The 26976-nt window shown below is 37.9% G+C and carries 27 protein-coding genes and 1 pseudogene; 10 read left to right on the top strand and 18 right to left on the bottom strand.

Annotated elements, in window-relative coordinates:
- Window positions 1-61 precede the first annotated feature (61 nt).
- The 17 genes from AC4IFT_RS10745 to AC4IFT_RS10665 form a co-directional block, all read right to left on the bottom strand.
- Window positions 62-1084, bottom strand: a complete 1023-nt coding sequence (locus AC4IFT_RS10745; protein WP_490733912.1) for a hypothetical protein — start codon at window positions 1082-1084, stop codon at window positions 62-64.
- A 2-nt stretch (window positions 1085-1086) separates the two neighbouring features.
- Entirely contained in the window at window positions 1087-2391 is a 1305-nt protein-coding gene (locus AC4IFT_RS10740) for an IpaC/SipC family type III secretion system effector (RefSeq protein WP_490751306.1), read from the bottom strand.
- Window positions 2392-2409: 18 nt separating this feature from the next.
- Entirely contained in the window at window positions 2410-4821 is a 2412-nt protein-coding gene (gene sctE, locus AC4IFT_RS10735; RefSeq protein ID WP_490751305.1) for a type III secretion system translocon subunit SseC family protein, read from the bottom strand.
- A gap of 11 nt (window positions 4822-4832) precedes the next feature.
- On the bottom strand, window positions 4833-5351 hold the full coding sequence (gene sicA, locus AC4IFT_RS10730; RefSeq protein ID WP_490733918.1) for a type III secretion system translocator chaperone SicA: 519 nt from the start codon (window positions 5349-5351) through the stop codon (window positions 4833-4835).
- Between the two features lie 145 nt (window positions 5352-5496).
- Window positions 5497-6570 (bottom strand): EscU/YscU/HrcU family type III secretion system export apparatus switch protein, encoded by a 1074-nt coding sequence (locus AC4IFT_RS10725; protein WP_490751304.1) that lies wholly within the window; start codon window positions 6568-6570, stop codon window positions 5497-5499.
- Between the two features lie 24 nt (window positions 6571-6594).
- Window positions 6595-7389 (bottom strand): type III secretion system export apparatus subunit SctT, encoded by a 795-nt coding sequence (gene sctT / locus AC4IFT_RS10720; protein ID WP_490733922.1) that lies wholly within the window; start codon window positions 7387-7389, stop codon window positions 6595-6597.
- Window positions 7389-7658, bottom strand: coding sequence for a type III secretion system export apparatus subunit SctS (gene sctS, locus AC4IFT_RS10715; protein WP_219245301.1), 270 nt, complete (start codon window positions 7656-7658; stop codon window positions 7389-7391). Before sctS ends, sctT begins: the two co-directional genes overlap by 1 nt.
- A gap of 14 nt (window positions 7659-7672) precedes the next feature.
- A complete protein-coding gene (locus AC4IFT_RS10710) occupies window positions 7673-8338 on the bottom strand; it encodes an EscR/YscR/HrcR family type III secretion system export apparatus protein (RefSeq protein ID WP_490751303.1) in 666 nt (221 codons plus the stop codon).
- 1 nt (window position 8339) lies between these two features.
- Window positions 8340-9269: a FliM/FliN family flagellar motor switch protein gene (locus AC4IFT_RS10705; RefSeq protein WP_490751302.1), complete on the bottom strand. Its 930-nt coding sequence runs from the start codon at window positions 9267-9269 to the stop codon at window positions 8340-8342.
- Window positions 9270-9271: 2 nt separating this feature from the next.
- Entirely contained in the window at window positions 9272-10693 is a 1422-nt protein-coding gene (locus AC4IFT_RS10700) for a SpaN/EivJ family type III secretion system needle length determinant (RefSeq protein WP_490751301.1), read from the bottom strand.
- Window positions 10671-11123, bottom strand: a complete 453-nt coding sequence (locus AC4IFT_RS10695) for a hypothetical protein (RefSeq protein ID WP_490751300.1) — start codon at window positions 11121-11123, stop codon at window positions 10671-10673. The genes AC4IFT_RS10700 and AC4IFT_RS10695 overlap by 23 nt, the downstream gene beginning before the upstream one ends.
- Window positions 11120-12412 (bottom strand): type III secretion system ATPase SctN, encoded by a 1293-nt coding sequence (gene sctN, locus AC4IFT_RS10690; protein WP_490751347.1) that lies wholly within the window; start codon window positions 12410-12412, stop codon window positions 11120-11122. The genes AC4IFT_RS10695 and sctN overlap by 4 nt, the downstream gene beginning before the upstream one ends.
- 3 nt (window positions 12413-12415) lie before the next feature.
- On the bottom strand, window positions 12416-12823 hold the full coding sequence (locus AC4IFT_RS10685; protein ID WP_490733932.1) for an InvB/SpaK family type III secretion system chaperone: 408 nt from the start codon (window positions 12821-12823) through the stop codon (window positions 12416-12418).
- A gap of 14 nt (window positions 12824-12837) precedes the next feature.
- Window positions 12838-14904, bottom strand: a complete 2067-nt coding sequence (locus AC4IFT_RS10680; protein ID WP_490733934.1) for an EscV/YscV/HrcV family type III secretion system export apparatus protein — start codon at window positions 14902-14904, stop codon at window positions 12838-12840.
- Window positions 14905-14919: 15 nt separating this feature from the next.
- Window positions 14920-16017: a type III secretion system gatekeeper subunit SctW gene (sctW, locus tag AC4IFT_RS10675; RefSeq protein ID WP_490751299.1), complete on the bottom strand. Its 1098-nt coding sequence runs from the start codon at window positions 16015-16017 to the stop codon at window positions 14920-14922.
- Window positions 16008-17705 (bottom strand): type III secretion system outer membrane ring subunit SctC, encoded by a 1698-nt coding sequence (gene sctC, locus AC4IFT_RS10670; protein ID WP_490751298.1) that lies wholly within the window; start codon window positions 17703-17705, stop codon window positions 16008-16010. The genes sctW and sctC overlap by 10 nt, the downstream gene beginning before the upstream one ends.
- Window positions 17695-18474 (bottom strand): helix-turn-helix domain-containing protein, encoded by a 780-nt coding sequence (locus AC4IFT_RS10665; protein WP_490751297.1) that lies wholly within the window; start codon window positions 18472-18474, stop codon window positions 17695-17697. The genes sctC and AC4IFT_RS10665 overlap by 11 nt, the downstream gene beginning before the upstream one ends.
- Window positions 18475-18670: 196 nt before the next feature.
- Here AC4IFT_RS10665 and AC4IFT_RS10660 point away from each other — a divergent pair, with 196 nt between their 5' ends.
- The 9 genes from AC4IFT_RS10660 to AC4IFT_RS10620 all read left to right on the top strand — a co-directional run bounded on the left by AC4IFT_RS10660 (window position 18671) and on the right by AC4IFT_RS10620 (window position 24043).
- Window positions 18671-19840, top strand: a complete 1170-nt coding sequence (locus AC4IFT_RS10660) for a PrgH/EprH family type III secretion apparatus protein (RefSeq protein ID WP_490751296.1) — start codon at window positions 18671-18673, stop codon at window positions 19838-19840.
- 24 nt (window positions 19841-19864) lie between these two features.
- The gene (locus AC4IFT_RS10655; RefSeq protein ID WP_490751295.1) at window positions 19865-20197 is read left to right on the top strand and encodes an EscF/YscF/HrpA family type III secretion system needle major subunit; all 333 of its coding nucleotides are present in this window, start codon (window positions 19865-19867) and stop codon (window positions 20195-20197) included.
- Window positions 20198-20248: 51 nt separating this feature from the next.
- Entirely contained in the window at window positions 20249-20545 is a 297-nt protein-coding gene (gene sctI / locus AC4IFT_RS10650) for a type III secretion system inner rod subunit SctI (RefSeq protein ID WP_490751294.1), read from the top strand.
- Window positions 20546-20548: 3 nt separating this feature from the next.
- Entirely contained in the window at window positions 20549-21298 is a 750-nt protein-coding gene (gene sctJ, locus AC4IFT_RS10645) for a type III secretion system inner membrane ring lipoprotein SctJ (protein ID WP_490751293.1), read from the top strand.
- On the top strand, window positions 21282-21773 hold the full coding sequence (locus AC4IFT_RS10640) for a hypothetical protein (protein WP_490751292.1): 492 nt from the start codon (window positions 21282-21284) through the stop codon (window positions 21771-21773). Before sctJ ends, AC4IFT_RS10640 begins: the two co-directional genes overlap by 17 nt.
- Window positions 21751-22413 (top strand): hypothetical protein, encoded by a 663-nt coding sequence (locus tag AC4IFT_RS10635; RefSeq protein ID WP_490751291.1) that lies wholly within the window; start codon window positions 21751-21753, stop codon window positions 22411-22413. The genes AC4IFT_RS10640 and AC4IFT_RS10635 overlap by 23 nt, the downstream gene beginning before the upstream one ends.
- A complete protein-coding gene (locus AC4IFT_RS10630) occupies window positions 22394-22837 on the top strand; it encodes a hypothetical protein (protein WP_490751290.1) in 444 nt (147 codons plus the stop codon). The genes AC4IFT_RS10635 and AC4IFT_RS10630 overlap by 20 nt, the downstream gene beginning before the upstream one ends.
- A 321-nt stretch (window positions 22838-23158) precedes the next feature.
- A complete protein-coding gene (locus tag AC4IFT_RS10625; RefSeq protein WP_490733956.1) occupies window positions 23159-23590 on the top strand; it encodes a winged helix-turn-helix domain-containing protein in 432 nt (143 codons plus the stop codon).
- A gap of 24 nt (window positions 23591-23614) precedes the next feature.
- Window positions 23615-24043 carry a hypothetical protein gene (locus tag AC4IFT_RS10620; protein WP_490751289.1) on the top strand — a complete coding sequence of 143 codons (429 nt, stop codon included), beginning with the start codon at window positions 23615-23617 and terminating at the stop codon, window positions 24041-24043.
- Window positions 24044-24068: 25 nt separating this feature from the next.
- Here the strand turns inward: AC4IFT_RS10620 and norR are convergent, their stop codons facing one another.
- Window positions 24069-25577 carry a nitric oxide reductase transcriptional regulator NorR gene (norR, locus tag AC4IFT_RS10615; RefSeq protein WP_490751288.1) on the bottom strand — a complete coding sequence of 503 codons (1509 nt, stop codon included), beginning with the start codon at window positions 25575-25577 and terminating at the stop codon, window positions 24069-24071.
- A gap of 183 nt (window positions 25578-25760) precedes the next feature.
- On the opposite strand from norR, the pseudogene norV reads away from it, so the two are divergent.
- Window positions 25761-26957, top strand: a pseudogene (norV, locus tag AC4IFT_RS10610) (anaerobic nitric oxide reductase flavorubredoxin); the annotation flags it as partial.
- Window positions 26958-26976: the final 19 nt, after the last annotated feature.

Here is a 26976-nt window from a genome sequence, read left to right as displayed (position 1 = left end):
AGCTCCTCACAAACGTGATTAATTTAAATAAAAGATATTTATAAAAAGAATATATTTCTGTTTATATATTTATTAAGCCATTATTATATTGATTAAGATCTTTAATTAGCTGAATAAGTAGCTGAACTAAAGTATCAAAGTGGCTATTATCCTGGCGAAATGTTTCTAACAAACGAGAATTGCTACTATTGATCGCATTTTTTTGGCTATCAATCGCTGTTTGCAGGCTCTGAAACTCTTGAGCCATAATATCACTACCTTTCCAAGAGGCATTCGTCTTAGCGATTATTGAAAATATTTCTTTTATCGGTTTGTAATCAGGGTGAATATTAATGTGGTTTTGCGTCTCTTTGATAACAAACCCTAACCCACTGAGTTTTTTATTCCAAAATTCAAATACACCCTCTGCTTTTGTAATTTGAATAAGTGGCTTTGCATTTGAAATATCAGTATCAGAGGTTAGATTCCAATCGCCAAAAAATCGGCTTGGATCAGAGCCCGAATATTCTTTATTGGAATATTTTGCTACCACTTCATTTATATCCTTTGCAAAATCTTCAGGAAAGAATTTAATTTTACCATCCTTACCCGCATCCATACGATGTCCCATTTTTCCAATGGCGGTATTAATATCCTGCATATACTTAATTGCTTCTTTAATAATATCCCCATAGGTTTTTTGGTACCCCATATGAATATTCTTGATAAACCCATTTAATGTTCCGATATGCGCTCGAGCATCCTCTATAACTTCTGCTTTCCTCTGTTTTGTTTTGAGGCTATTCACTAAATCTTCTATTTGATTTAAATCGCGTTTTGCCGCCTTCATTTTTGCTGTTATCGACTCGGAAGCCCCATTGACTGCACTTTCGACTTGCTCGTAGGATTTTTGAACAGCAAATGTTGTGGCATTCACTTGAGCCGATTCATCACTTTTCATGGTATCAAACGAAGCATCTAAACTACCTTGCATTGCTCGTGTATCAAAATTTCCCTGTGGATCCTTGAGAGAAAGATCATTTAAATGTGAATGCTGTTGTGTAGGTAAGTAATTAAGCCGATGTTTGCTAGAGATAATTTCCATAATTAACCTCTCACTATGCTTTGCATTGTTCTTAATTGGCTTTCTCGAATATCTCGCAAATGCTCATGCATTTGTTTCACTAAATCTTTATCTTTATCAATCTGTTTATCTTTATCTGAAGAAACTGTGCGTGCAATATCAGCGACGGATTGCTGCTGCATTTTATTTGCTTCTTCTTCTTTAACATTGACTTGGTTGGCTGATGTCGCCATTTGCCCCGCATTGTCAGATAGACGTGAACCTTGCTCTGCAATACTGCTTTTCGTCCGTTCACGGTTCATCACTTGGTCATGTTTTTGCAGCTCTGCTTGCCCTAACTTTTGCGTACGTTGGGCGGCTTCTGTTGTACGTTGATTCGCCAAATTTTGCTGGGACATAGTTGAACTATCCACCATATCAACTGCACGACCATCATTCGTCTTCAAATTTAATGGGTTAGCTGTTTTCGCTGCGTTGCTATTATTCGCAATCCCCGCCAAGCGGTCCGCATTTGCGGTATTTTGGTTTCCCTTAACTAAGTTATTTTTGATCGATAAATTTTGATTCCGTAGTGACTTTAATTGAAATGCAGCCCCTGCACCGCTGATTGCCATCGATGTCGCAAAGCCAATTAATGCGCCTTTAAACATCTCTTTGCCTTCTTTAATAGTCGATTCAGCCGCAGCCTCTGTCATCTTTCCATTTAGGATTAAAAAATCCGCGCTAATGCGGCGATCAGAGATATTCAATTCTGCAACGACTTTGCGAATAATCGACATTAATTCCATTAAAATATCACTACTTGAAATCCCTATAAATTTGCCCGATTTCGCTTCAACGGCTGAAACTGTTTTACTCGATTCAATGTTTTTATCAGATTGATTCGGTAATATATCTTTAAAAAATGAGCTAGCTACCATGACTTGAATTGCCTGAGAAAGCTGCTTGATTTCCATTTCATCGGGTAATTGTGCACCGTGAAAAACCTGCTCAATCGCCGTTTTTTCCTCAGAGAGGACTTTTGTCACTGCTTGCTGAACTTGTTGTGGCGTCAACGTAATAAACTGATAAATATCACTCAGTAATATCGCTTGTTCTTCCTCACCTAGCTGACTTAATGCATTCAATAACTGTGTTAAGTCAATATTCGCATCTCCGGCTGTTAAGCGTGGTTTCTCAGTACCCAGCGCCATCATTTCAGTTGGAAGCACTTGTAAATTGAGTTCTTTTCGTGCTTCAGCGGACACAGTAGTTTGCCCAGTTAGCATGCTCAATACAGCACCGATATTTGGCATCGGCAAAGTTGGTTTATAATTCGTAATATCCATGATTTTCTCTCTCAAAAGTTATGCGTAGCGTGCTGTTAACATGTCTGTCTTGCGACTTGAAGAATCTTTCAGTGACGTCATCATTCCATTAAACATCTCATCGAACTGTTCATAGTTTTTTGACATGGATTTAATGAGTTGATTGATAATGTCGGTAATGACTTCGATAATACTGCTATTAAGCATCATGCCTGCCAGCAACTCTTTCAAATCACGCAACTTAGCAGCGGAATCCAAACGAAGCCCCCCTGTCGTTGCAGCATTGGAAATAGACAAACCGGCCCCCGTTGCCTTCATTCCAACCTCCACTCGCGCCATTGTTGCACTCTGAGTTTTGACACTTTTGATTGTGTTACTCACCGTAGACGCTAACTCAGTCGCATCATCCGTATTATTTGCTACTTGGTTAACTGTTTTAGATACGTCTTTTACATCATCAAATTTGTCTGCTAGCTTGGCGAACTTAGTCAGTTTTGCCGCATTTGTTGCACTGTCAGCGACGGAATCCCCGACATTCACCATTTGCCCGCCAATCGATACTAAATTAGAGGATTTATTAACATTGTTGGTCACTTGGTTTGCAGTGCTCGCCCAATCCTCAACATCATCAAATTTGTCTGCTAGCTTGGCGAACTTAGTCAGTTTTGCCGCACTTGTTGCACTGTCAGCAACCGAATCCCCGACATTCACCATTTGCCCGCCAATCGACACTAAATGAGAGGATTTATTAACATTATTGGTCACTTGATTTACCGTTGTTGCCAAATCCTCAACATCATCAAGTTTGTCTGCAAGCTTGGCGAATTTAGTCAGTTTCGCCATATTATCGACGTTGTCAGCCACAGAATCGCCGACCTTCATTCCCTTGCTACCTATATTTCCTAACGCATTCAATAAACTCTTTGGCATTGCTTTAATGGTATTTTTCAGCAAACTCCCCACATTTTTTAGAAGCAATTGAGCTGCATTTTTAACTGTACTCGCCAGATTTTTAAGCATTGAACCCATTGAAAATAAAGAGATTGCTAAGAAAGCAATAGCGGCAACAATCATGCCAACAATGCTACCGATTTGTTTCGCTTTATCTTCATCCATGCCAAAGCTCACTAGCATATTGGTGACACCCACAGAGATTTCATTCGCCAGCATCTGCATCAAACTTCCATGCCCTGTTTCCTCCAACACAATATCCGCAACGGAGATAGCAATACCCACAGCTGCAACAGCGAGCATTAAAGGGGAAGCCGCCCCAAAGGTTGCGACCGTGGCAATAACTGAAACCGCTAACATCACATAGCTAAAAATTTTGCTGGCGCAAGATGCCGCTTTATTTGCATCCGCCGCTTTACGTTCCGCTTCCGCAGCTTCTTTCGCTTTTTTATCAGAGTCTTTACGAGAGGCTTCATTGATTTTCATCATCGTTTCCTCTTGCTCTTTCATATTGCGCAATGAATCTTCATTCATTGCTTTTTTCAATTGTGCCGTCAGCATCGTTAACAGCGCTAAGGTGTTTTCCCACTTCTCACCATCAACTTCTGTCGGACGCGGTGCCTCATCAATAAACGTATTCAGATTTTCTCTATGACTTGAGGATTCTTTGGCCACATCGACAGAAAGGTTTAGAGTGTTGACGAGTTCAGCATCAGAAATAGCAATCTTTTGATTTAGTGCCACACGTTGTTCAGTAAGCTGCCCTTTCAATGAAGAAAGTTGCTGAATCTCGTTGGTTAACTGCGTCAATGAAAAAGATAATTCATTTTTTGTTCTCAGTAGATCTCTAGACGTTGCCTTATCTTCCAAGGTAATCGGCGGGGTTGGGACAAGTGTCATTAACTGCTCGACTTCATCCAATTGTATTTGTACTGTTTGTAACTGTGTACCATTGGATTGCAGATCATTTTCTGTTTTAGTCAGTGCTGTATCTATCGTTATAAGCTGCTCATGCGCAACGGCTATCTCTTTTTGTTTTGCCTCGACCGTGTTCGTTAATTCAGCTAGCTTCAACGTGCTTTGAGAAAAACTCTCCAATAACTGACTTCCTTTATTGCGTAATGATTCAGACTCAAAGTTGATTAGCTGTAAACGACTATTAAGTGCGTTAATATTTCCGTCATGGAGTAATTGGCGTATTGATGCAAATGCTTCAATCAGTGTCGCATTCGCATTAAATTTTGTTTCCTGTTTCACTTCTGCTTGAGCTCGCGCTGGAATAGCCGCTCGCGTCATTTTAGGGTGAGTGAGTTTAGGCATACTACTTTCATTACGGTAACGCCTTACCTGCTCATTCGACGCTAACTCCCCACATGCTTCTTCTAAAGCGAGTAACGCTTTGGCACTATCCTCCGCAATACCTAGTGGGTTGCTACCTTGCAAAAACTGGTGGATATTCTGGATACGGCTATCTGTACTGGAGCCTGTAACATGAGACATATTCTCTCCTTTTAAGCTTTATCGTTACTCGGTTCAGAAACCGTTTTTTCGACATTATTTTTTAACGCCGTAAGATAAGCCTGTGATTTTTTCTGTAAATCCGCGTCAGCACTGCTTTCTAAAACACTCTCAAAACAATGAAGCGCTGCACTGGCTTTTTTCATCATTAAATTACACTGCCCCGCATGGAATAAAGGTCGATAATCATCTTTAGCTAGCACAAACGCCAAGGCATATAATTCCGTCGCTTTTTCATAACGCTTAGTCAATTGATATACTGCCGCCAATCCCATGACATAATCTGTGTTATAAAAATCATAGATACTTAAAAAACGAAAAAAGGTTTCTGCCTCTTTTAATTTACCCTGCTGATAAAATTCATAAGCATAGGAATAAATGCCATCCATTGTGCTTTGTGGGATCCCATGAATATCTTTATAAGTCGAACCTTCCATCAGAGCAGTCGTAATATTTCCGAGCAATGCTTCCATATCGACATTTTGCCCCTCTAAGTGCTGCGTATTATTCATATATTTACCTTTACGTTAAAATTTAATATATGATGAAAAAATAAACTTTTTTCATCATAATTAATCAAAAAAACCTTCGCTTTAAAAAAACGATTTTATTTATTGAATTATATTTATTATTCATCTGGCTTTATAAATTAGTCGTCTATTTATCAATTTCTTCTTCAAGCAAACTATCAACGTCTACTCCCATGCGAATAAGTTCAACGCGAATTAGCCACGAAACAATATTCATTATTTCTTCTAATCCGGTTTCATCAATAAACCGGTCTTTTTTATAAGATCGCCATATTTTTCTTGCTAATGGAATATCTCTAACAACAGGAACACCCTGCTTTTCTGCATATTTAATAATGGCTTTTGCTTGTAGCCCACGGCTTTTAGAAAATAAAAAAGGAAGTGGTGCAATATCAGGGTCATAATAGATTAATAATGCAATATGGGTTGGATTGGCCATCACAAACGTTGAGTTACGGACGTTTGATTTCACCTCCTCAGATAATAACTCTTGATGCAGGCCTCGACGCGCACTTTTAATGTGAGGGTCCCCTTCGTTATCCTTATACTCTTTTTTAACCTCTTGTTTTTCCATCTTCAAGTTTTTAATAAACAAGAAAAATTCAGTAACCATATCGATGACTATTATCAATAATGCAACGGCTAAAAAAACGATAATAAACGTCGTTGATAGACTCGCCCATTGTCTGATCATGCCATCGAGTGCTGTACGATAAAGCATAAAAATCTCGTGCCGCCAGAGGTAAAAAAATATACCTGCGGATATTGCAAAAACAAGTAAATATAAAAATGCTTTCACTAATTCCTTTAGTGAATTAAGCGAAAATATTTTTTTAAACCCCGCAATTGGGTTAAGTTTCGTAACATCAATTTTTACTGCTTCAGTAGCTAACCTAAATCGACTTTGTAATAAAGAAACCAATGTTCCTGCTAAAAAGCAGGCTAATAAAATAGGCAATAGCACACGGATGAAAATAGAAAAAAACTCCCACAATAGCGTGTCTATATGAATATTCGTTGGTGAAATTAATATTTTTTTCGTTAATATAGCTAAATCATTTAAATTTGTTATTCCATCAAAAACAAAAGCACTCACAATAAGCACAATAGCCGCTACCGAATCTTTACTTTTATAGCTCTGCCCTTTTTTTGCTGAATCTTTTATTTTTTTGTCGGTTGGTTTTTCTGTTTTCTCTGCCATCGCTTTCCCCTATATTAAAATTTATTACGTTGAGAGGAACACTCGTGATAGTGGTGACAATGAAATCATATTGACCAAAATGTCAGGCACTTCATTCTGGAAATAAAGTAAAAATACAATAAATGCAATCGTCGACTTTATTGCTAAAGATAATGAAAACGCATTTAATTGTGGGCAAAATCGAGAATATAGCCCTAAAGCGACTTCAGTAATAAACAATGTCACAATGATGGGTGCAGCTAAAATAACACCTTTTACAACCATATTATTTACCCATTCACCTAGGGATAAGCTATTAAATGAAGAAAACCCCTGCCCCAAAGGTAATAAATGATAGCTTTGTGCAAAAATCGTTGAGAGTTGGTACATACCACCTTGGGCCAAAAAAACCATACACACGATATAACTCAAGAAAACAGCAAGTTCCGATGCTTCTGCGCCACTTGCAGGGTCGACAATGCTACTAATGGTTTCCCCTCGTTGAGTATCGATTAACTCCCCGATGATATTCGCTATCATAAAAGGTAAACCCAGTATGAAGGCAAGCACTAAGCCAATAGTGATTTCATAAAGAAAAATTTCAACTAATCCAATGCGTTCCCACTGAACTTCTGCTGTGGAAAAAAATGGCCATAAACCTAAAGCCAAATACACGACCACACAGTTTTTTATTATCCCGCTATTCAGTAACTTGTTACTTAAAAAAGGCAAAAAAAACATCACAGGGGCAATTCGTAACCACGCTAGTGCTAATTTAATCAGTCCCTGTTGAAAGAGAAAAAATAAATATGACGCCAGCGAAATAAACTCCTGACTCATTAAAATAGCCCCACCGCGGGAATGGCAGTTGTAATTACCTCAATAGCGTAATTCATCACTTTATCGGCTAGCCAACCAGAGATCATAAATAAAGAACCAAATACCGCTAATAACTTCACACCAAAAGGTAAAGTCTGTTCTTGGAGCTGCGTGACGGTTTGAATTAGTCCCACTAATAACCCAACAACCGTAGCAACAATGACAGGGATAGCCGATAAAATAACAATCAATAACATCGCTTTATTACTGGCATAGACAATCTCATCCATCTTATTACCTCACGTCAATGTTGTGCTAATTCAAAATATTGCATCACAAGCCCTTTAGAAATCAGCGTCCAGCCATCAATTGCCACAAAGAGGATCAGTTTTACGGGTACTGATATTGTAACGGGGCTCATCATCATCATCCCAAGTGCAAGCAAAATACTGGAGATCACTAAGTCGATAACAACGAAGGGCAAATAAATATAAAAACCAATTTGAAAAGCAGACTTAATCTCACTGAGTGCATAGGCGGGTAATAATGAAAAAAGTGTTGGCACCGTGCCATCCGCACTAATTTCTTCCTCACTACGCCCTTGCTGAATGGACTCAAAAAAAGTCACTAACTGTGGGTCTGAGTATTTCTGTAAGTAAGTTTTATAACGCCCTAACCCGTCATCCACAAAATGATCAATAGAGTCTATATTGCTAAAATCTACACTTTCTTGACGCATATAATTATTCACATCTTGCAAAACTGGCATCATGACGAAAATAGATAACAATAAAGCAATGGCATTTAATACCATCGTTGAAGGCACTTGTTGTACTCCCATCGCATTACGTACCATAACTAATACAATGGATATTTTTAAATAGCAGGTTCCTGCTGCAATCACAAAAGGAAGTAATGTGGAAAATGCAATTATTGCTAATAATGGAATTTCTTGTGGAACAGTTGGCATATTAAACTCTTTTATCACCAAGGCTAATAATGCGAGTAATTTCCAAACCTAATTCATCGCCATCCCCAATATAAGTTAATTCACCTTCCGCAATTAACTGTTTATTAGCATAGACTTTCACTTCTCGCTCTTTATTTTCACCAATTGAAAAAACAGAGCCCAACTGTATATTACTCAACTCGTTAACTTTAATATCCGTACTTCCTAACACAAAGCTCAGTTGAATAGTCATTTCGTTAATATTAAATGGGCGTACCATTTCATTTTGGTAATCTTTTGTAGATTGAATATTATTTTCGTCATTTTCTGTTGAAATCAGTTCTTCAATCATAAATAGTCCCTCTTCTTGTTTTTGAAAGCGTGCGAATAATTGCCCAGCAATTTTCATGTTCAAGGTTAATTGTTGGATGCACAGCACATCACCTAACGCTAAAGAACTTAATAGCGACGCGCTGATAATGCTGTGCCCTAAAACCCAATCCATAGAAAGTAATAGATTGTCATAGGAATAATGTGCAATATTTCGAGTGGGTAGCCCTTCAAATGGCGCATCTATCAATACCGTGCCAAGTTGATTTTCGAATACAGATAAACCAAACCTTTCAATCTTATTGTGATTAACAATATCCACTGAATGGCAATAAAGCTGAGTGGTAAAAAAAGATTTATTGTGGTTTTCAAATTCAAATATTTCACACACGCTTTGATCATCTACCGCTTCCCAAGCATAATGCGCTAAATGAGGCCAACGGTGTTGGCACCAACCATGCACATCAATCTTTATTTGAATTTGCTGGTTATCGTTTTTTAAACACACATTAAAATAACGCTTTTCGACATTATCTTTATTAAGAATTGCAGTTGCTTGGTATTGCTTCTCCCAAGCTTTTAGTTGTGTTTCACGTTGGCTAATTCGCCTTATTTTCAACATACTTAATCTTCTTCTTGTTGATTATGTTCCTGCTGCTGGTGATGTTGCCCACGTTCTTGATGCTGTTCTTGTCGAAAATAAACATCGTGTTCACTATTTAGTAAGTGCTTATTTTCTTTTAAGGTTTCTTGCACCTCTCGATTCTGAGTGATTGCAATTAATTCAGTTTTAGTCGCCAGTTCAAATGTGACGGATGGCGCATTTTTCCATTGGTGGAACGTGTACGTTAATGTTCTTGGCTCATGTTCATTTGCAAGCACCAAATGAGAAACCACGTTATGCTCAACCGTTTGAATGGTACTCTGAGGCTGAGTTGTTGCACCTCGTAACGGCGTAGTCTGAGCTTCCCGATACACTTCACCAACCACATCAAGTTGTGGTGAACGATTCTGAATGATATTAACGTCTTCAATATCTGCCATCTCTTGTAAAACAGGTGCTTTTTTCTCATTTTTCGTCACATCTTGTCCAAAATCAGCCAATATTTGGCTCAATGGCAGTTGCTCACTGTATGCTTTTTTATCCGAAAAATAGGGATTTTCGCCATCAAGCAAGACATTTTCTTTGCCATGACCAGAATCTATATTCACTGTTTCACGAGGGTTATTTGTCAGATGATGCAGCTCAGATTGAACATGATTAAACACAGTTTCTTGATGGCTATTCAACGCGATATTTACCGTATGGTAATTACGAGTTTCCATATAGGATAACTTTTTACTATCAAGATGTTGACCATCAATCATGCCAAAACTTAGCGGCGTATTTTCAGGTATAACGCCTGTATTACTGAGGCTTAATAATGGTTTTGCTGGCAAAGTGTTATCGCGTAATGGGATCACCATTCCCCCGTTGAAATTCACCAATGGAAACTCATCATCAAACTCATGTTGCGCGGTTACTTTTTCACCTGCCGGTGTATCATCATAAGTTGTTTGAATATCATTTATCTCAACAACCTCATTTTGGAGAAAAACAAGCTCATTCCCTTTAGATAACTGAATATTATCAGAGGTATCTTTTATATTAGAAAAAAATAAATTCACATTATTTAAATCAATAAAGTTTGTGTCCTGACTATTAGGTGATACAAAAAAATTCGGTCTTATAACTGAGTCATTAATTTCCTTATTTGGATAAAGAATACTTTCCTGTAGACAATTATTTCTCAGGGTTTCTTTTGGTGTAATACCTGTTTCAATTTCACTTGGCTGAATAGAAATATTCTGTGATACACTTGATGGCATTTTATTTTTGCTCAAACTCGTGATTATTTTTTTAGCCATCATTTGTAAGCTATTATTTTTATCTTCCTTTTTATTTATTAGGGCATAACCCAATATTGTTTCATCCGAGGGTTTTATTATCCCTATATCGGAAGAATTTATAACTATTTCACTCTTAGGTGATTTTATTGCGGACATGAACGAAGAGCTCCTCTATTTCAGTATGCTGTTGCTGCTCTAATTTTAAACGCCGAGTGTTCGATTGCTGTTTAAGATATTTTTGGAATTTTTCACACTTACTGTGTAACACTCGTGCTTGCATTGCCATTTGCTTAGCCAAGAGTTGATATTTCTCTATTTGGGTCGACATGGCGTCAATTTCATATTCAAACTGGGCGATATCACCGAGTACTGCCGCTTTCAGTCTTTGGCGTTCCCAAAAAGCAATCGGGCTTAGCTCTTGGGATTTTTCATATAAAGCGACCTGCTCAGATAAAATCAGGATACGATCTCTCATATCTTGAGAAGCACTTTGTAGCGCACTAATTTGCGAATTAAGTTGCCCCTGTTCATAGCGTGTTTTGTCTAAGCGACGTTCAACTAATTGCAATAAATTTTTGACACTCATGACGCCAACTGATTTAAGTCATTTATCAATATTTCAATAGATTGGCTCTCCGTCATACCCTGTCTTAAAAAAAGCTCAATTGCGGCTTGTTTGTTTAATGCTTCATCGTTATCTGTATTTTCCCCACGCTGGTATTCACCGAGGTCAAGATACAACTGGAGTTGTTCAAGCCTGCCTAACATCTCACGAACCCGAGCCGCCGATTGTTGATGCGCAGGTTGCGTGACTTTAGAAAACACACGGCTAATACTGTTTAAAACATCAATGGCAGGATAATGACCGCGACCTGCCAATTTCTGGCTAAGGTAAATATGACCATCCAAAATAGAGCGTATCTCATCACCTATCGGATCAGCTTCATCTTCACTTTCTAATAACACAGTATAAAAAGCGGTGATTGACCCATTCTTGAGGCGCCCTGGGCGCTCGAGTAACAGAGGTAATTGTTCAAATACAGAAGCAGGATAACCCCGCCTTGCAGGTAGTTCCCCTGTCGCCAATGCCACATCACGTAAGGCCCTTGCATAACGCGTCATTGAATCCACATAGAGCAGAACGTTTTTCCCTTCATCACGGTAATATTCCGCAATCGTCGTTGCCAATAATGCCGCATTACACCGTTCAACTGGCGGGCTATCTGACGTGGCATACACTAAAATTGTATGCTCAGCCTGAGGTGAAGCTTTCAACTCCTCAATAAATTCAATAACTTCACGGCCACGCTCACCGATTAGCGCCACCACATGGATATCTGCCTCGGCTTGATTAATGATCATATTCATCAAAGAGGTTTTCCCGCTTCCCGCAGCGGCAAAAATACCAATACGCTGCCCTTGACCACAGGTTAACAACCCATCAATCGCTCGAACACCTGTAAACAGGGGTTGATCTATTGGTTGCCTTTTAGTGACACTAACAGGTGGATTATCAATACGTTGTAATCGGTTATCAATGTGCGTAACCTCATTTTCATCTTCAGTTAGCCGCCCCACCTCTTCCCCAGCTGCATCAAAAATTTTGCCCGCAAGGTGCTCACCAACAGGAAAAACAAAAGGATAGCCACTAGGCCTGATAACCACTTCACGGGTTAATCCTTGAATGCGACCAATCAAACTCAGCACAGCGAGCCCTTCTTTAAAGCCCACAACCTGCGCTTTTGCAATAATGTGAGTATTCGAAATCGACTGCTCGATAAAGCAGATTTCACCGATAAAAACACCCTGTAATGGCGCTTCAATCAGGCTCCCATGAATGCGCACAGGATGTGCGCACGTATCGAAAAATTTCATCATTTAAGCGGATAATAATTGGCGTAATTCAATTGCGCGTTCAAAAAATTCTTCAAAGCTATCTGAAAATAGTGACATTTCATTCAATGAAGCTGGTTTCAATACCGCAGATAAAATCAATTCATCCTCAACAAGGTTCAACGCGGGTTGACCTGGTTGAAAATTACGTGGCGGATATTCAATAATGGATTTTAATAATAAAGCACTCACGGAATCGAGAAGGCTATAATTGCATGGCAATAAATTACACCAAATAATGATATCATCCGAAGAGAGGTCAATATTAATTGCAGGCGAATCATTCATTTCTAACTGAATATTTGAATGGCAATCCAGTTGGCTATTAATTAAATCATTGCGCCCCATGACACTTAAGTATTCGTTTAGCACTTCGATAAAACGGTATTTCATATTATATTCCTTATTTAAATGGTTTTAATTACATTGACTTTTATTGTGTCTGAAATCTCATTAAAAGAGAGAACCTCTAGCTCAGGGAAACGTCCTTCTAATATTTTTTTTACAAAACGGCGGATATCAACAGGAACGAGCACATTGATGTCCCTGATTGATAAATAACTGTTCTCTAACGCCAGCTCCGCGGATTGAATTAAGGCATTACTTGCTTCTGGCTCAAGGTGTAAATACACACCACCCGATGATTGACGAATACCTTGGCGAATAGTGTCTTCAAACTCTGAATTAATCATTAAAACATTGAGGCGCCCATCTACTGCAAATCTTGATGAGATATACCTCGCCATCCCACTGCGAATGTGCTCAACAAGCATCAAACTGTCTTTTTCTTTCGGCACCCACTGCACTAAAATTTCAATAATTAATTTCATATTTCGCACTGAAATTTTTTCCATCAATAAACGTTGGAAAACTTCTGTGACTTTCTGCACAGTGGCATGGCGATAACACTCTTTGAGTAATTCAGGATATTTACTATCTAGGTCATCAAGTAAATTTTTGGTTTCTTGAATACCAAAAAATTCATTAATATGGCGCAGCAAAAGTGTGCTAACACAATCAATCATTTCTGAAACATCATCGCGAGAATACAACCCTAGCTGCTCAATATTTTCTTTGTCTTTATTATCAAACCAAATATTTTTTGAGCCATACTCATCCGCATACTCAGTTAAATCAATGCCAAGGTATTTCAATTCATCTGTATTTGACAATAACCGGTGCCCATAAAAGCAAATGTCATATTCCCCTGCCTTTATTTCATTAATTAATATGACTATTTTGTTTTCTTCAATGATCGGTGAGTAATTTATTGCAATATCAGGGATTCGATAGCCATAACGAATAAAAACATCTTTCTTCATACGAGATAGAAAATTATTTTCTTCCAAATGTTCTTTATATACTTGATTCACTGAAATAATAATGGGAAGTGTCTCTGGGATATATTCGTCAATAAAATCTTGGTTAACGCGTTGTGTTTCCCCCTCTGTCGCTTCTGATGTGACGCTTTCTATTTCTTGTTGTTTTTCAGTGGTCATTGTCTTACGCTTTTTATAGTAACGTACGGCAAAAAGCCCAATCAGCAATGCGGAAAGAAATAGAAAAATCGTCGTTGGAAACCCGGGTAAAAACCCCATAAAAAGTACAATCAAAGCGGTAATTAATATCGTAAAATCATTAGCAAATAATTCAGAAACAATATTTTCACCCAAATTTTTATCATTTCCCCCGACACGCGTCACAATGAAGCCCGCACTAATCGAAATCAGTAATGCAGGAATTTGAGCAACTAAACCATCGCCTATCGTTAACAGCGAAAACGTATTTAGCGCTGTCGAAACATCCATACCTTGTTGTGCAGTACCGACAGAGATGCCACCGATTAAGTTAACAAAAATGATCACAATACCCGCAATGGCATCACCTTTGATAAACTTCATGGCGCCATCAAAGGAACCAAATAACTGGCTCTCTTTTTCGAGGTCTCCCCGCTTTTCTTTCACGGTAGCTTCATCAATCACACCCGCACGTAAATCAGCATCAATACTCATTTGTTTGCCCGGCATTGCATCAAGAGAAAACCGCGCAGCCACTTCCGCAATACGCTCAGAACCTTTTGTGATAACAATGAATTGCACAATTGTCACAATGGCAAACACGACCATCCCCACAACGAGGTTATCTTGAATAACGAACTCGCCAAACGTGGCAATAATATCGCCGGCATCGGCTTCTAATAGAATTAAACGGCTTGTACTAATTGATAAGGCCAATCTAAACAATGTACTGATTAATAGGATGGATGGAAACGACTGAAAATTCAGTACTCGAGTAATATAAAAAGAGCTCATAAAAATAAGGACTGAAATCATAATATTCAGACCAATTAATAAATCGACCAAAACTGTTGGTAATGGAATAATTAACATGGCGATAACCATCACCATAATCACCAATACCATTAATTCAGGTCGCTGTCGGATCTGTAATAAAAACCCTGTTATATTTTTCATAGAATGATAAATTTCCTATTTATTTCTTTGCTGTTGTTCTTTAGCCACAATGTCATTCATCTGTATTTTTAAAAATGACAATAATTCATCTCTATCTTCCAATGAAGGAAAAATAGCGACAGGGATCATGGAAAATGCCAACAGTAATAACTGAAAAAATTGAGCACGTATTTCGGTATGAGCAATACGGAGTTCTTTATTAATAAAAGAAATGATTTTTTCTTCAAATATTATTTGCCCACGGATCCCGCCGGTAAAAACTTGGCTCAGTGATTTTTCCAATATCGGCTTATTAATGTCAGTGCTGTTTTGAAAACATGTTGATAGAAAAAATTGCTGACTAAAGATATAGTCAAGTGACTGTAATTCCCTTAGCCGCCCAACTCGAATAAAAAAATTACCGAATTCGCTAACATTGATATCCCCCAACGGTAATGCCTGCAAATCACACGCTAATGCACGAGCTAAATAACGCATCATATTTTCACGTTCTTGAAACTCTAACTCTTCAACCCACTGCTCATATAAATAAACGACTGGGCCGTCATAGCTAATAAACTCACGATAAACGGCTCTCAAGTTCCCAGCACTTTGTTTTAGTTTTTCAGCAAATGCCTTAGCTAATAACGCGACATTCGCCCCAGCTTGAGCTTTTCGCGCATTTTCATCATTTAAAAGATGCTCATTCAGTGTCTCAAGGTTATCAATTTGTTCCTGCTTTAGCTTTCTGCGATGAATTAATGTTGCAAGCGCCATTAATAAATCACTGGGGTCTGGGAAAAACTGCAACAATAATGCACGTAATTGCTGCGGTGTCATAAGCTGCTTATTTAGCAACCCCTCGATTTTCATCACTTTCTCATCGGCATCATTGTCTAAAATGCGTTCAGAAAAACGTGTCCATTCCTCTTCAGGTGCCTTTCGAGAGCTCCCTCGGCGCACATGACTCGCGGCCAACATAGCCATTGACGCGTATTCACTGCTGCTATCAATAACCCCTAAACCACGGGCAACCTCGTCGCCATCATCACTATTGCTCTTTGATGATGCACGGCTTTTATCCTGAGTGTTGGATAAAAACCGGTTGCTGTAATTCATTGGCGTTATTGCCATGATTCACTCATATATTGCTGTAAAAACTGTACCGTGCCGTGCAACTGGCTATCACGCTGAGTGATACGCATTTTTTCTGAGAATTGGCGGCCATCCCACGCTTCATTTTCATCCAATAAACGCGGCTGAATAAGGAATAGGCGTACCATTTTCTGCTGGTTAACTGAAGTGCTACTAAATAATCCGCCAATCCAAGGAATATCACCTAATCCAGGAATTTTACTTTCATTTTCAATGTATTGTTCGCGAGTATAGCCACCTATCAGTAAACTGCTGTCTTTCGCAATTCGTGCAACCGTATTAATACTGGTACGATTAATAGACGGTAACCCTTCAACGCTGGAAGCCTTGCCATCACTGCCATGGCTTTGGGCACCATCTTCAATATTGACTTCCATTTCAACTTGATGGCCCGCTGAAATACGCGGCATGACGCTGATCATGGTGCCATAAGTGACTTGCTCCAACGTCGCAATACGCTCGCCTTGTAATTTGGCGTAAAAACTAGTGTTGTTATCAAACAACGCGGGGATATTTTCTTGTGTCAGTAAGACAGGGCGGGATACGATATGCCCATTGCCTTTTTTGCTAAGTGCATCAATTTGCAGTAAAAACTCTTGGCTATTCGACAGTGTACTACGGTTAAAAGCAATTGCCCCTCGACCCGCTTTAAATGTCCCTACTTCCCAGCTAACACCTAAGTTATCTAACTCAGAACGGGTAATATCGATAATCCACAATGAAAGCTCAACTTGGCGTCGGCGCACATCCAGTGTACGAACTAGCTGTTTTACATAGTTAATTTGTTCTTGGCTACCCTTAACAATTAAGCTATTACTGTCAGGATGAGCCACTAATGAAAGTGCATTTTTACCCGATGAACGATTAACAATAACCTGCTTTTTTTCCTGCTTTTCTTCACCTATCGGCGCATCCATCAATTCATCGATTGAATCCCCTGATACATTAAGTTTTGCAGGCTGAATATTAACGGTTTCCTCTACGGTATTACCGCTATCTTTAAATAATGTACTAATAACAGTCAGCATGCCTGGCACTGTTGTGCTCTGACCACGGGATGAATATGTACGGTCAGTAACAGAGGCATGTTTCAATGAAATCACAGCCACCTCACTGCTGGTTGACTCTTCTTGCTTTAACTGCTTTTCGAGGTACAGCGTGGCAGCTTTGATCAACTCAACATACAGCGGAGGGCCTGAAACAAATAATAAGTTATCAGCACCTTGAGAACGCACTGGAAATCGTTCATCATAAATCCCATTGCGCTGAATATAGCTCAGCACTTGTCCGCTGCTCACTCGATGCGTTGGCACAATGACGCTGCGCATTTCACTATTATCATAAACATAAATACTGGCGCCATCGTCATACCACACTAGCGCAATACGCCGTGTCAGGGCTTTAAACATTTCATCTGCATTCGCCAGATTAAAATTACCTGTGACTTTTTTCTGAGCCGCTAATTTACTTAAGATAATGGGTTTATTTAACTGTTCAGCCACAGCCTCAAAAACCTTACCCACCGCAATATTATTTGCGACAAAAGTTTCATGATTTCTTTCTTGTGCCACAGGCTCTGCAATAAATATTTCAGACTGAGCCGCGTAAACATTAGAATTCAGCAAAAGGAGTGTTAGTAATATTGCCCCTTTTCTTTTACTGCTCATATAAATTTGCTCCAAGATGTCTTATTTCTGAAGGCGTTAACCCCAGTTCTTTTTTGATATCATTGGTGAAATGAGAGGCTGAGCAATATCCTGCTTCTAACCCAACATCTAAAATTGAACTTTCACTCTCAATTAGCTGTAGAATTGCATTCGCCATACGAACACTCATAATTTTACGCTTTGCTGTTTTATTAAAGTTTTCTCGATAAAGTTGTCTAAAATAAGACGCTGATACACCATAGCGAGCACAAAGCTGATTGATATTGGCATTCTTATCACTCTGTGCAGCTTCCAAAATAAAACGCATCATTCCGTAAGCTTCATATTTACGTAATACATTGCACCAACAGTTAAATAACGGGTGTATTCTTATAACCAAATCGATAACAACATTTCTCATTGAGACACTGGTAGAAAGCTCTTCATCCAATGAAATAAATTCTTGTGTGACTTGTTCGTTTAAGCTGCAAACTTCCTTCTTTGAAAGAAATGACTGCCCCATCGCCGTATCAATCACCGCAAGAATCTCAATCAACTCTGACAATGCTATTGAATAGAGCTCCCAGCATGGGTTTTCATTGCTCTCTAACACATTATCATTGGCAATAAATATAGATGATTGATCAAATGAAATATTTAAATTTGAATATGGCGATTTATAAAAAAACGCCGTTGCGCTATCACCTGGTACTGCCAAAACTAACTTATCCTGCAAAGAAAAACAGAAGTTTCTATTTTCTAACAGCGCAGCAATATCTTTCTTTGTCATGATATATAAGCCCTATCTATGTATTTTTTCAAAAAGTAGCTTGAAATATATGCCCAACAAACTCAATGGAATAAAAAGGAATACTTTGCACTTAAAAAAATGATTCCCTAGTCATAAGGAATAAGACTAATTCAGCTGACAGTGATTTTTTTATTCTGTTTAATACACTCAACTTATTTTTAAAGAGATTATATACGTGACAGATATCCATAATCAGACTTACGTGATGAAAATCATGAATGGTGAAATGCATGACCATGAAATAATAATTAATTTAAATGCCAATTTGATTATTATTGGTGAGGAAGATACATATAAGGCTAACGTAACGGATGAGGGTTTTACTGGCTACTCAATACCTAGCCATCAAGACGCTTTTACTTTCTCTATTATTTCCCATGAAGGCCAAATTGCCATCGACCTACACAAAAAAAACCAAAGTGAGATCATCTTAATTAATCTACAAGAAATTGTTTTAAAAGAGCTATTTCCATTTATGCTTAAAGAAATTGATACGCCTTGGAATACGTCGCTAATGTCTAAAGAGGAGCAACACCAACCTATTAAAACAGAAAAAAATCATAATAAATTTAATAAATCGCCATACAACTATAAATTCTTTGCAGGTCTATCATTATTCGCGTGCATTCTTGTTGGTTATCTCTTTCTTCCTAAAAATTCTCATTTACAAAAAGATATCCAATTGCAGTCTATTGAAAAAATGCTTATCGGCAGTACACAAAAAATTGTTGTGACCAAAGATGATAAAAATGCTGCCCTTATATTAGTACAATCTCAACGTGATTATGATTGGGCAATGCAACAATTGTTAAAGACAAAATTTCGCAACAATTTTTCCATCAAGATCCGCCGACAATTAGAAAATGAGATAGAAAATAAAATTTCAAATGAAATATCTAATTTATTAAAAGTTGATATTACTGACCCCTGTCACCCAGTGATTAAGTCATTATCTAATCAGCAAACAGTAAAAAACAATGATCTTTTTAACAAGATATTTTCCAGTAACTTTAGTTGCTATAAAAACTATACTACACATACTATCAATATCGATGAATTACTAAAAAATGCCGAGCTAGGATTAACAGAAAGTCACGTAAAATGGCATAAAATCACTAAAAATAATAAATCTATATTTATTATTAAAGATAGTTTAAATGATAAGCAAACTATCTCATTAATTAACTTCGTTAATTCATTTAACCAGCAATGGGGGGAGCGACAAATTCAGTTCTCAATATCATTAGCTAATAATGAATTAGCAGATCAATCATTTATTACAAACGAAGATGGTTATATTTTATTAGGTAATAACCATTGGAAATTTAATCCAAAAACACTTTAATCAGTAAACAATGAGGATAATATCATGGCAACAATTGGCATGGGTACGACAGCTGGCCCGAGTAATACAACAGTTAGTACAGGTGAATGGGATAGCTCTAAATTTGAATCTCCTGATGCCATAGATAGTAAATGGGGGATGATGTATCGTGCATCAGCGGGCATAAGCGCACGAACTAAAGTTCTTGCAGATCAATTAAAAGATACGTTGGATAACCCAAATGTTGAAGTTGATAACCCATTAGTACTTGGAAAAATTACCACACTGAGTGGAAACTATAATATGGCTCGTCAATTACAGAGCAATGTTATGAAATCAATTAAAGATGCTGCCCAAGTAATTATTCGTAACGTTTAATATTTAACTAAGCACCCTATAAACGGGTGCTCTCTTTTATAGGATATTTTTATGATTAGCCCAATTACATCTTCAGCTCTTTTCCAAATTGACAACGGTATCACAACAGCAGTACCTATGGGCTCATTTGAAGACAAAGTGAGGCAATTATTTGCGGAATATACTGTGGCTGTTGGAAGTGAAAAAGCGGACTTAATCAATAAGGCGAATAATATTGATGTCAGCAACCCCGCGGAGTTACTTAAAATTCAAAACCAAGTCGGTAATTATAACCTTGCGATGAGCACAATCAGCACGCTTACTCATAAAAGTGTTTCGGCCATTGATGTCGTCTTAAAAGCCCAATAACTTATGAACATTTTAAAAAAAATATTATTAGTCGGTTTTGTTGGTTTGTTATTAGGCTGTGATAATCAATTATTGCTCAGTAACTTAAGCCAAAGACAAAGTAATGAAGTTCTTGCAATATTACAGGCACACGGCGTAGATGCGACCCGTAAGCACGATAATAAAAGCGGGGATGCCATCCGTGTCTCAAGTGATAATTTTGTCATTGCCGTTGATTTACTGCAAAAATATAACCTCCCCTCGAAAGACCCTGTTGAGATTATTCAGGCATTTCCAGGTGATTCACTCGTTGCCTCACCACAAGCGGAGCGAACCCGTTTGTTATCTTTAATTGAGCAACGTTTAGAACAATCCTTGTTATCCATTCCCGACGTAGTCAATGCAAGGGTGCATGTTAGTTACCCATTAAATGGCAATGGTACGGCAAAGCCAATACAAAAAGTCTCCAGTCTAGTGACTTACTCGGGAAATGAAGACCCCAAAATGATGATGAGCAAAATAAAACTATTTTTAAATAGTAGTTTTTCAGAAACAACTTACGATAATGTCTCGGTTGTTGTTATTAATCGTCCACCACTTCAATACCAATTAAAATCGACATCAGAGAGTAGTTTTCAGCCTATATTAATAGGGACTATTTTTGTCGTGATTGTTTTTCTCTTTAGCTTATTAGCTTTTATCCTGAAACGGCAATCAAATAAAAAACAATCTGATGAAATCGCTGAGAATAATTTAGATGTTATTACTAAATAAGCTTCTTATTGACCAAAAAAATATTTTTTTAGCACCGGGGAATTACTTTCATGATGAATTTAATCTCCCCATTTATCATCAATTACCTGCAAAATTGCAGCAGCAACACAATCAAAATTTGATTGAAAAATATGCATTAAAGATGCCGAATGAAAATACCCGAATATTACCCAGTTTATTATCAAATAATTGGGAAGCATTCCCTACGATTGCAATAACACTCGGTCATTTATGGCAAAGAAAACCATTCAATAACGATATGTTACCTAAGGAAAATATCCCACAGGCACTGTCTGCCTTTGGTGCAGCACAGCTTTTAGCTTGCCTTACCCCTTTCGGCAATATTTATGTTTCACGCGCAAAATATATGTTCAGCCAAAACACACAACAACTTATACCTACATATTTCGACGGGGCATTACCCTGGAACATTATCGAGGAGGCGTGTCACCATGTCGGCAGAAATAGAAACTAAGAAACAAATAATGGCAACAGCACAGGAAAAAGTGCTGATTAAAAAGCAGGTATTGAATGCATCAAAATATGAAAAAAGCATCATACAATACGCCAAAAAAAAGTCTAATAGACTTTATCAACATGCTCAAGAAAATGAAGCTATATTACAAAAAGCGGCCTATCAACAAGGGTACAATGATGGCTTAAAACAGCTTTTACATGACTTTATTGCAGGGTTAGAACACAGCATAATTGCCTTTCAAGAACAGGTAAATCAAAGCCAAGTCAGGCTCGAAAACCTATTGATGTCGCTGTTTAATGATGACCGTTTGAAAGAAATTATTGCGCATTACTTTGCTCAGTCCCCCGAAATAGCATCAAAAACAACCTTACATTTGCCAGCGCAGACACATGCAAATTTAAATGATATAAAACAAAACATTACGATATTGACCCATGCTGATTATGAATCAATTGCGTTAGAAACTAATAACCAAATTTGCTATTTCTCGCCTTCAATTGCGACTAAAAATACATTACCACAGATTTTCTCCATCCCAGTTCGTTGCCAGATATTGGATGAACAAAAAGTGGCCTACCAGAAACTGATTGAAAGAATAAATGCAGAGAAAGAGAATAATGACGATACTCCCCAATAGGCCCATACCAACAAGCTCTATCGTGCCAATTAGTCACCCCCTCGATAAAATAAGGATTACCACAAAAGGCACTACACCTTTAGCATCAAATACAACAAAACAGGTAGTGGATATCCCACCTAAGACACAAGAAAAAATAGATAAATTTATTGAAAAATTACAGTCAAAAGAAACAGATAAAGAGTTTTTTTCTGCTATTTTCAGTACTCTCACTCGGCTTAAAAAAAATGAAAAAGAGAATTTTATTGCTGGCACGGCGCAAATGCTCAAATCGCTACCGAATGATGGAACACCATCACTCTATGATAAATTCACAAAAGGGTTAAAGCGTTATATGGCGATAAATTTAATGAATCAACCGTTTACTGAGCAACTAAACAAAAATATATCTAGCTTTAATATAGATGGCGACGATGATGATTAAGTTTAAAAATGATAACCACCATCAATATTAGATGCATTTCTATAGAGGTAAAGTTCATACAATCTTTGATAATTATTTACCTCTTTTATATTTCCTCTCTATTCTCCCTCTAAAAAATAAAAATTATGTATATTTTTTTGATATATATATCCAGGCAATATGAGTTAAATTTATCCTAACAATAAATTTAGAGCTATTATAAAAAAACGACTTAATTTTTTTCATTTATTAGTGAGCCCTGTTTTTTTATATTGAAGCATATTTTAGTGGAAGTTAGGATATGACTAATTTCTTACCCAGTTATCTTTTATAGGAAAATATATGAGTAGTATGGAATACATGGAAATAGAGCCCATGATTTTGTTATCCGAAGAGGTTGTTTATAACCCATTAAAAAGAACCCTTTCCAAAGGAAAGAAATCCATCAGTCTTACAGAAAATGAGTCTTGCCTGTTAAAATTATTACTAGTAAAAACAAGTAATAAAAGAGAGGTCATGTACGAAATCTGGGAAAAGAGAGGAACCATTGTGACTGAAAGTAGTTACTACAAACTGGTGAGACAGTTACGTCAATCTTTCAAAAAAGTGGAATTAGATGAGAACCTCATCATGACGCTACCAAGAATTGGTATTCTCTATACTGGAGAGAAATTTGAAATGCCAGTTTTATCGAAAAATCATCAAGATAGAAAAAATGTTTATTCTTACATTCGATGTTTTTTCCAAAAAGTTTTTGTCCGTTCATTCCAATAAAATCATATATAGAAGAAATTAATCATGTTTTTTATCAATACATTAAAAAAATATATTAACGTTTTATTTATTCTCGCTTTTGTTGGCTTACTGTTTGGTTGCAGTCAATTTTCGCAAAACAGACTACTCGATTCTGACTACCGTCTTGAGGGAGATATCTATTCACATGCCAATATCCCTGATAATGCTGAAATAACATTATCCATCAGTCCATTAGATATAGTTTCCTCTAATAATGAGACCTATAGCTATCACTTTAAAACAAATAAAGTTAGTCGTGTTGTTTATTTTAAAGCGAATATTCCAGACCATCTTATGACCAATAAAAAACCATTAGGAATTAGTGTCAGAATCGAAAAAGACGAGGCGTTAATTATGATGACAAATAAAATTGTTCCACTACCTCTGCTTTCTTCAGAAAAAATATCACTGCCTATTTTATCAATGCAGTAATAAGTTTATTATCTATTACTCCTAATTACTTCAACCCTAATCGCTTGGCTAATCGGTGTAAATTTGCAATATCTAATGATAAATCGCGAGCACTTGCCGACCAATTATAATGATTTTGCTCCAAGGCTTGCGTAATCATTTTACGTTGAAAATCATCCGTTGCATCACGCAAGTTAGTGCCCACTGGTAGCGTGAGTGGCTGGTCAACTACCTGCTCAGGGTGATTAAACGTAAAGTAGTGTGGCTGTAAAATAACATCACCTGTATGAGTAGATGCCCGAGCAAGTATAATTGCACGGTGGATAGCATGCTCTAATTCCCTGACATTTCCAGGCCACACGTAATTAAGCAAATACATTTGCAATGATGAGCTTAATACCACACTCGATAAATTAAAACGTTGGCGGTATTGTTCGCAGAAATACCCCGCAAGCAAAATAATATCTTCGCCCCGCTCTTTTAATGGCGGAACAAATAATGGGAACACGCTGAGCCGATGAAATAAGTCAGCTCTGAAACGCCCTTCTAAAACCTCTTCGCGCAAATCACGGTTTGTTGCTGCCAATACCCGTACATTAACCCGTAAACTACGGTCATCCCCCACCCGCTGAATATCGCCATATTGTAAAACACGCAATAATTTTGCCTGCAATGATAATGACAACTCACCAATTTCATCAAGAAACAGTGTGCCATTGTCTGCCATCTCGAACTTGCCGCTTCTATGGCTTATTGCTCCAGTAAATGCCCCTTTCACGTGACCAAATAACTCACTTTCAGCCACATTTTCAGGTAAGGCCGCGCAGTTTAAATACACCAATGGCTTATCTGCGCGGAGTGATTTTTCATGAATGGATTTAACGACTAGCTCTTTCCCTGTTCCCGTTTCACCGCCCACCAGTACATTCAGATCAGAGGCTGCAACAATCTCGATTTCTTTTTTTAATTGCTGCATTCGCAGGGATAAACCAATGATTTCAGTTTGCCCTGTCGGTTTAAATAAGGCTGGTTGATTTGGCAAAACATTTTGATTTTCAAGCTGTTCAATCAACAAGGCATTGTTTAGAGCCCCCGCTGCAAGTGCAGCAATTAACCTCAATGATTCATTACTAAAGGCATCAAATTGGTCAGGAGACAGTCCATCTAAGGTTAATGCACCGATAAGATTTTGCCCTGCGTATAAAGGTAGCCCTACACAGGCATGCACTTTAAGGTGTTGATGATGTGGAATTAAACCATCATAAGGGTCTGGGAGTTGGCTATCCGCGGGGAAACGTACCACATCCCCAGCGCGTGCAATTGCTTCGAGTCGTGGGTGCCCTTCTAATAAAAAGCGTCTTCCCAACACATCTGCCATTAAGCCATCAATTGCTAAGGGTATGAATTGGCCTGACTCATAACGAAGCAATGCACAAGCATCACATTTTAGGGATTGCCTCAATGTGGTAATAAGCCGTTGAAAGCGGTCTGGGTGTTCAATACCACTTTGCAGTTCAATCGCGATTTGTGCCAATGCATCGACAGAAAAACCCATCATCATTCCTCATAGTCAATTTGACTATCATTATAGTCATAATGACTCATTTTAATATAGTCATTATGACATATTTATTTTACCTTGAAATCACTATTTACATTAAAATCAAATAGATAAAAACATGGCATGGATATTGATTATGTCTTTGTATACTCCAAAGAAATATAGGACAAAATTAATATGGCGATTCATGTAAAAAACAATATTCAGTGGGTAGGTCAGCGTGATTGGGAAGTGCGCGATTTTCATGGTACCGAGTACAAAACACTCAAAGGAAGTAGCTATAACAGCTATTTGATTTGTGAGGAGAAAAATGTCCTTATCGATACGGTAGATCATAAATTTAGCCGCGAATTTGTGCAAAATCTACGTGGCCAGATTGATTTAAATGATATCGATTACATTGTTATTAATCATGCGGAAGAAGACCACGCAGGTGCCTTAACTGAGCTCATGAGCTATATTCCTAACACGCCTATCTATTGCACCGCAAACGCTATTGACTCAATCAATGGTCACCATCATCACCCTGAATGGAATTTTAATGTCGTCAAAACAGGGGATACCCTTGATATTGGTAACAATAAGCAGCTGATATTTATTGAAACACCTATGCTTCACTGGCCAGATAGCATGATGACTTACCTTACTGACGATGCCGTTCTTTTTAGTAATGATGCATTTGGACAACACTATTGTGATGAACGATTATTCAACGATGAAGTGGATCAAAATGAACTGTTTGATCAATGTCAGCGCTATTACGCCAATATTCTGACACCCTTTAGTCGCTTAGTAACCCCGAAAATTAATGAGATCTTAGGCTTTAATCTACCCGTCGATATGATTGCAACGTCACACGGTGTGGTATGGCGAGATAATCCAACGCAAATTGTTGAATTGTATTTGAAATGGGCGGCTGATTATCAAGAAGACCGCATCACAATTTTCTACGATACCATGTCAAATAATACCCGTTTAATGGCCGATGCCATTGCACAGGGCATTAATGAGGCTGACCCGAATGTGGCGGTTAAGATTTTCAACATCGCAAAAAGTGACAAAAACGACATTATTACACATGTATTTCGTTCTAAAGGCACCCTTGTCGGCACATCAACCATGAACAATGTGATGATGCCAAAGATTGCAGGCATGCTTGAAGAAATGTCTGGGTTACGGTTTTTAAATAAAAAAGCGGCTGCATTTGGTAGCTTTGGCTGGAATGGCGGCGCCGTTGATCGGGTACAAACGCGGCTAATGGATGCAGGGTTTGATACAGCTCTGTCATTAAAAGCAAAATGGAAACCAGATACCGCAACGCTAGAAAGCTGCCGTGAATATGGCCGAGATATTGCACGTAAATGGGCTTTATCTGCATAACCACACTGACCAA

This window comes from Providencia sp. UF-183 (genome assembly GCF_058246155.1).
This window is presented reverse-complemented; position numbering and strand designations above follow the sequence as displayed.

Bases quoted from the DNA above. Each gene is read 5' to 3' on its own strand.
- AC4IFT_RS10745 (WP_490733912.1), bottom strand. From the start codon at position 1,084: ATGGAAATTATCTCTAGCAAACATCGGCTTAATTACTTACCTACACAA.
- AC4IFT_RS10740 (WP_490751306.1), bottom strand. From the start codon at position 2,391: ATGGATATTACGAATTATAAACCAACTTTGCCGATGCCAAATATCGGT.
- sctE (WP_490751305.1), bottom strand. From the start codon at position 4,821: ATGTCTCATGTTACAGGCTCCAGTACAGATAGCCGTATCCAGAATATC.
- sicA (WP_490733918.1), bottom strand. From the start codon at position 5,351: ATGAATAATACGCAGCACTTAGAGGGGCAAAATGTCGATATGGAAGCA.
- AC4IFT_RS10725 (WP_490751304.1), bottom strand. From the start codon at position 6,570: ATGGCAGAGAAAACAGAAAAACCAACCGACAAAAAAATAAAAGATTCA.
- sctT (WP_490733922.1), bottom strand. From the start codon at position 7,389: ATGAGTCAGGAGTTTATTTCGCTGGCGTCATATTTATTTTTTCTCTTT.
- sctS (WP_219245301.1), bottom strand. From the start codon at position 7,658: ATGGATGAGATTGTCTATGCCAGTAATAAAGCGATGTTATTGATTGTT.
- AC4IFT_RS10710 (WP_490751303.1), bottom strand. From the start codon at position 8,338: ATGCCAACTGTTCCACAAGAAATTCCATTATTAGCAATAATTGCATTT.
- AC4IFT_RS10705 (WP_490751302.1), bottom strand. From the start codon at position 9,269: ATGTTGAAAATAAGGCGAATTAGCCAACGTGAAACACAACTAAAAGCT.
- AC4IFT_RS10700 (WP_490751301.1), bottom strand. From the start codon at position 10,693: ATGTCCGCAATAAAATCACCTAAGAGTGAAATAGTTATAAATTCTTCC.
- AC4IFT_RS10695 (WP_490751300.1), bottom strand. From the start codon at position 11,123: ATGAGTGTCAAAAATTTATTGCAATTAGTTGAACGTCGCTTAGACAAA.
- sctN (WP_490751347.1), bottom strand. From the start codon at position 12,412: ATGAAATTTTTCGATACGTGCGCACATCCTGTGCGCATTCATGGGAGC.
- AC4IFT_RS10685 (WP_490733932.1), bottom strand. From the start codon at position 12,823: ATGAAATACCGTTTTATCGAAGTGCTAAACGAATACTTAAGTGTCATG.
- AC4IFT_RS10680 (WP_490733934.1), bottom strand. From the start codon at position 14,904: ATGAAAAATATAACAGGGTTTTTATTACAGATCCGACAGCGACCTGAA.
- sctW (WP_490751299.1), bottom strand. From the start codon at position 16,017: ATGGCAATAACGCCAATGAATTACAGCAACCGGTTTTTATCCAACACT.
- sctC (WP_490751298.1), bottom strand. From the start codon at position 17,705: ATGAGCAGTAAAAGAAAAGGGGCAATATTACTAACACTCCTTTTGCTG.
- AC4IFT_RS10665 (WP_490751297.1), bottom strand. From the start codon at position 18,474: ATGACAAAGAAAGATATTGCTGCGCTGTTAGAAAATAGAAACTTCTGT.
- AC4IFT_RS10655 (WP_490751295.1), top strand. From the start codon at position 19,865: ATGGCAACAATTGGCATGGGTACGACAGCTGGCCCGAGTAATACAACA.
- sctI (WP_490751294.1), top strand. From the start codon at position 20,249: ATGATTAGCCCAATTACATCTTCAGCTCTTTTCCAAATTGACAACGGT.
- sctJ (WP_490751293.1), top strand. From the start codon at position 20,549: ATGAACATTTTAAAAAAAATATTATTAGTCGGTTTTGTTGGTTTGTTA.
- AC4IFT_RS10640 (WP_490751292.1), top strand. From the start codon at position 21,282: ATGTTATTACTAAATAAGCTTCTTATTGACCAAAAAAATATTTTTTTA.
- AC4IFT_RS10635 (WP_490751291.1), top strand. From the start codon at position 21,751: ATGTCGGCAGAAATAGAAACTAAGAAACAAATAATGGCAACAGCACAG.
- AC4IFT_RS10630 (WP_490751290.1), top strand. From the start codon at position 22,394: ATGACGATACTCCCCAATAGGCCCATACCAACAAGCTCTATCGTGCCA.
- AC4IFT_RS10625 (WP_490733956.1), top strand. From the start codon at position 23,159: ATGAGTAGTATGGAATACATGGAAATAGAGCCCATGATTTTGTTATCC.
- AC4IFT_RS10620 (WP_490751289.1), top strand. From the start codon at position 23,615: ATGTTTTTTATCAATACATTAAAAAAATATATTAACGTTTTATTTATT.
- norR (WP_490751288.1), bottom strand. From the start codon at position 25,577: ATGGGTTTTTCTGTCGATGCATTGGCACAAATCGCGATTGAACTGCAA.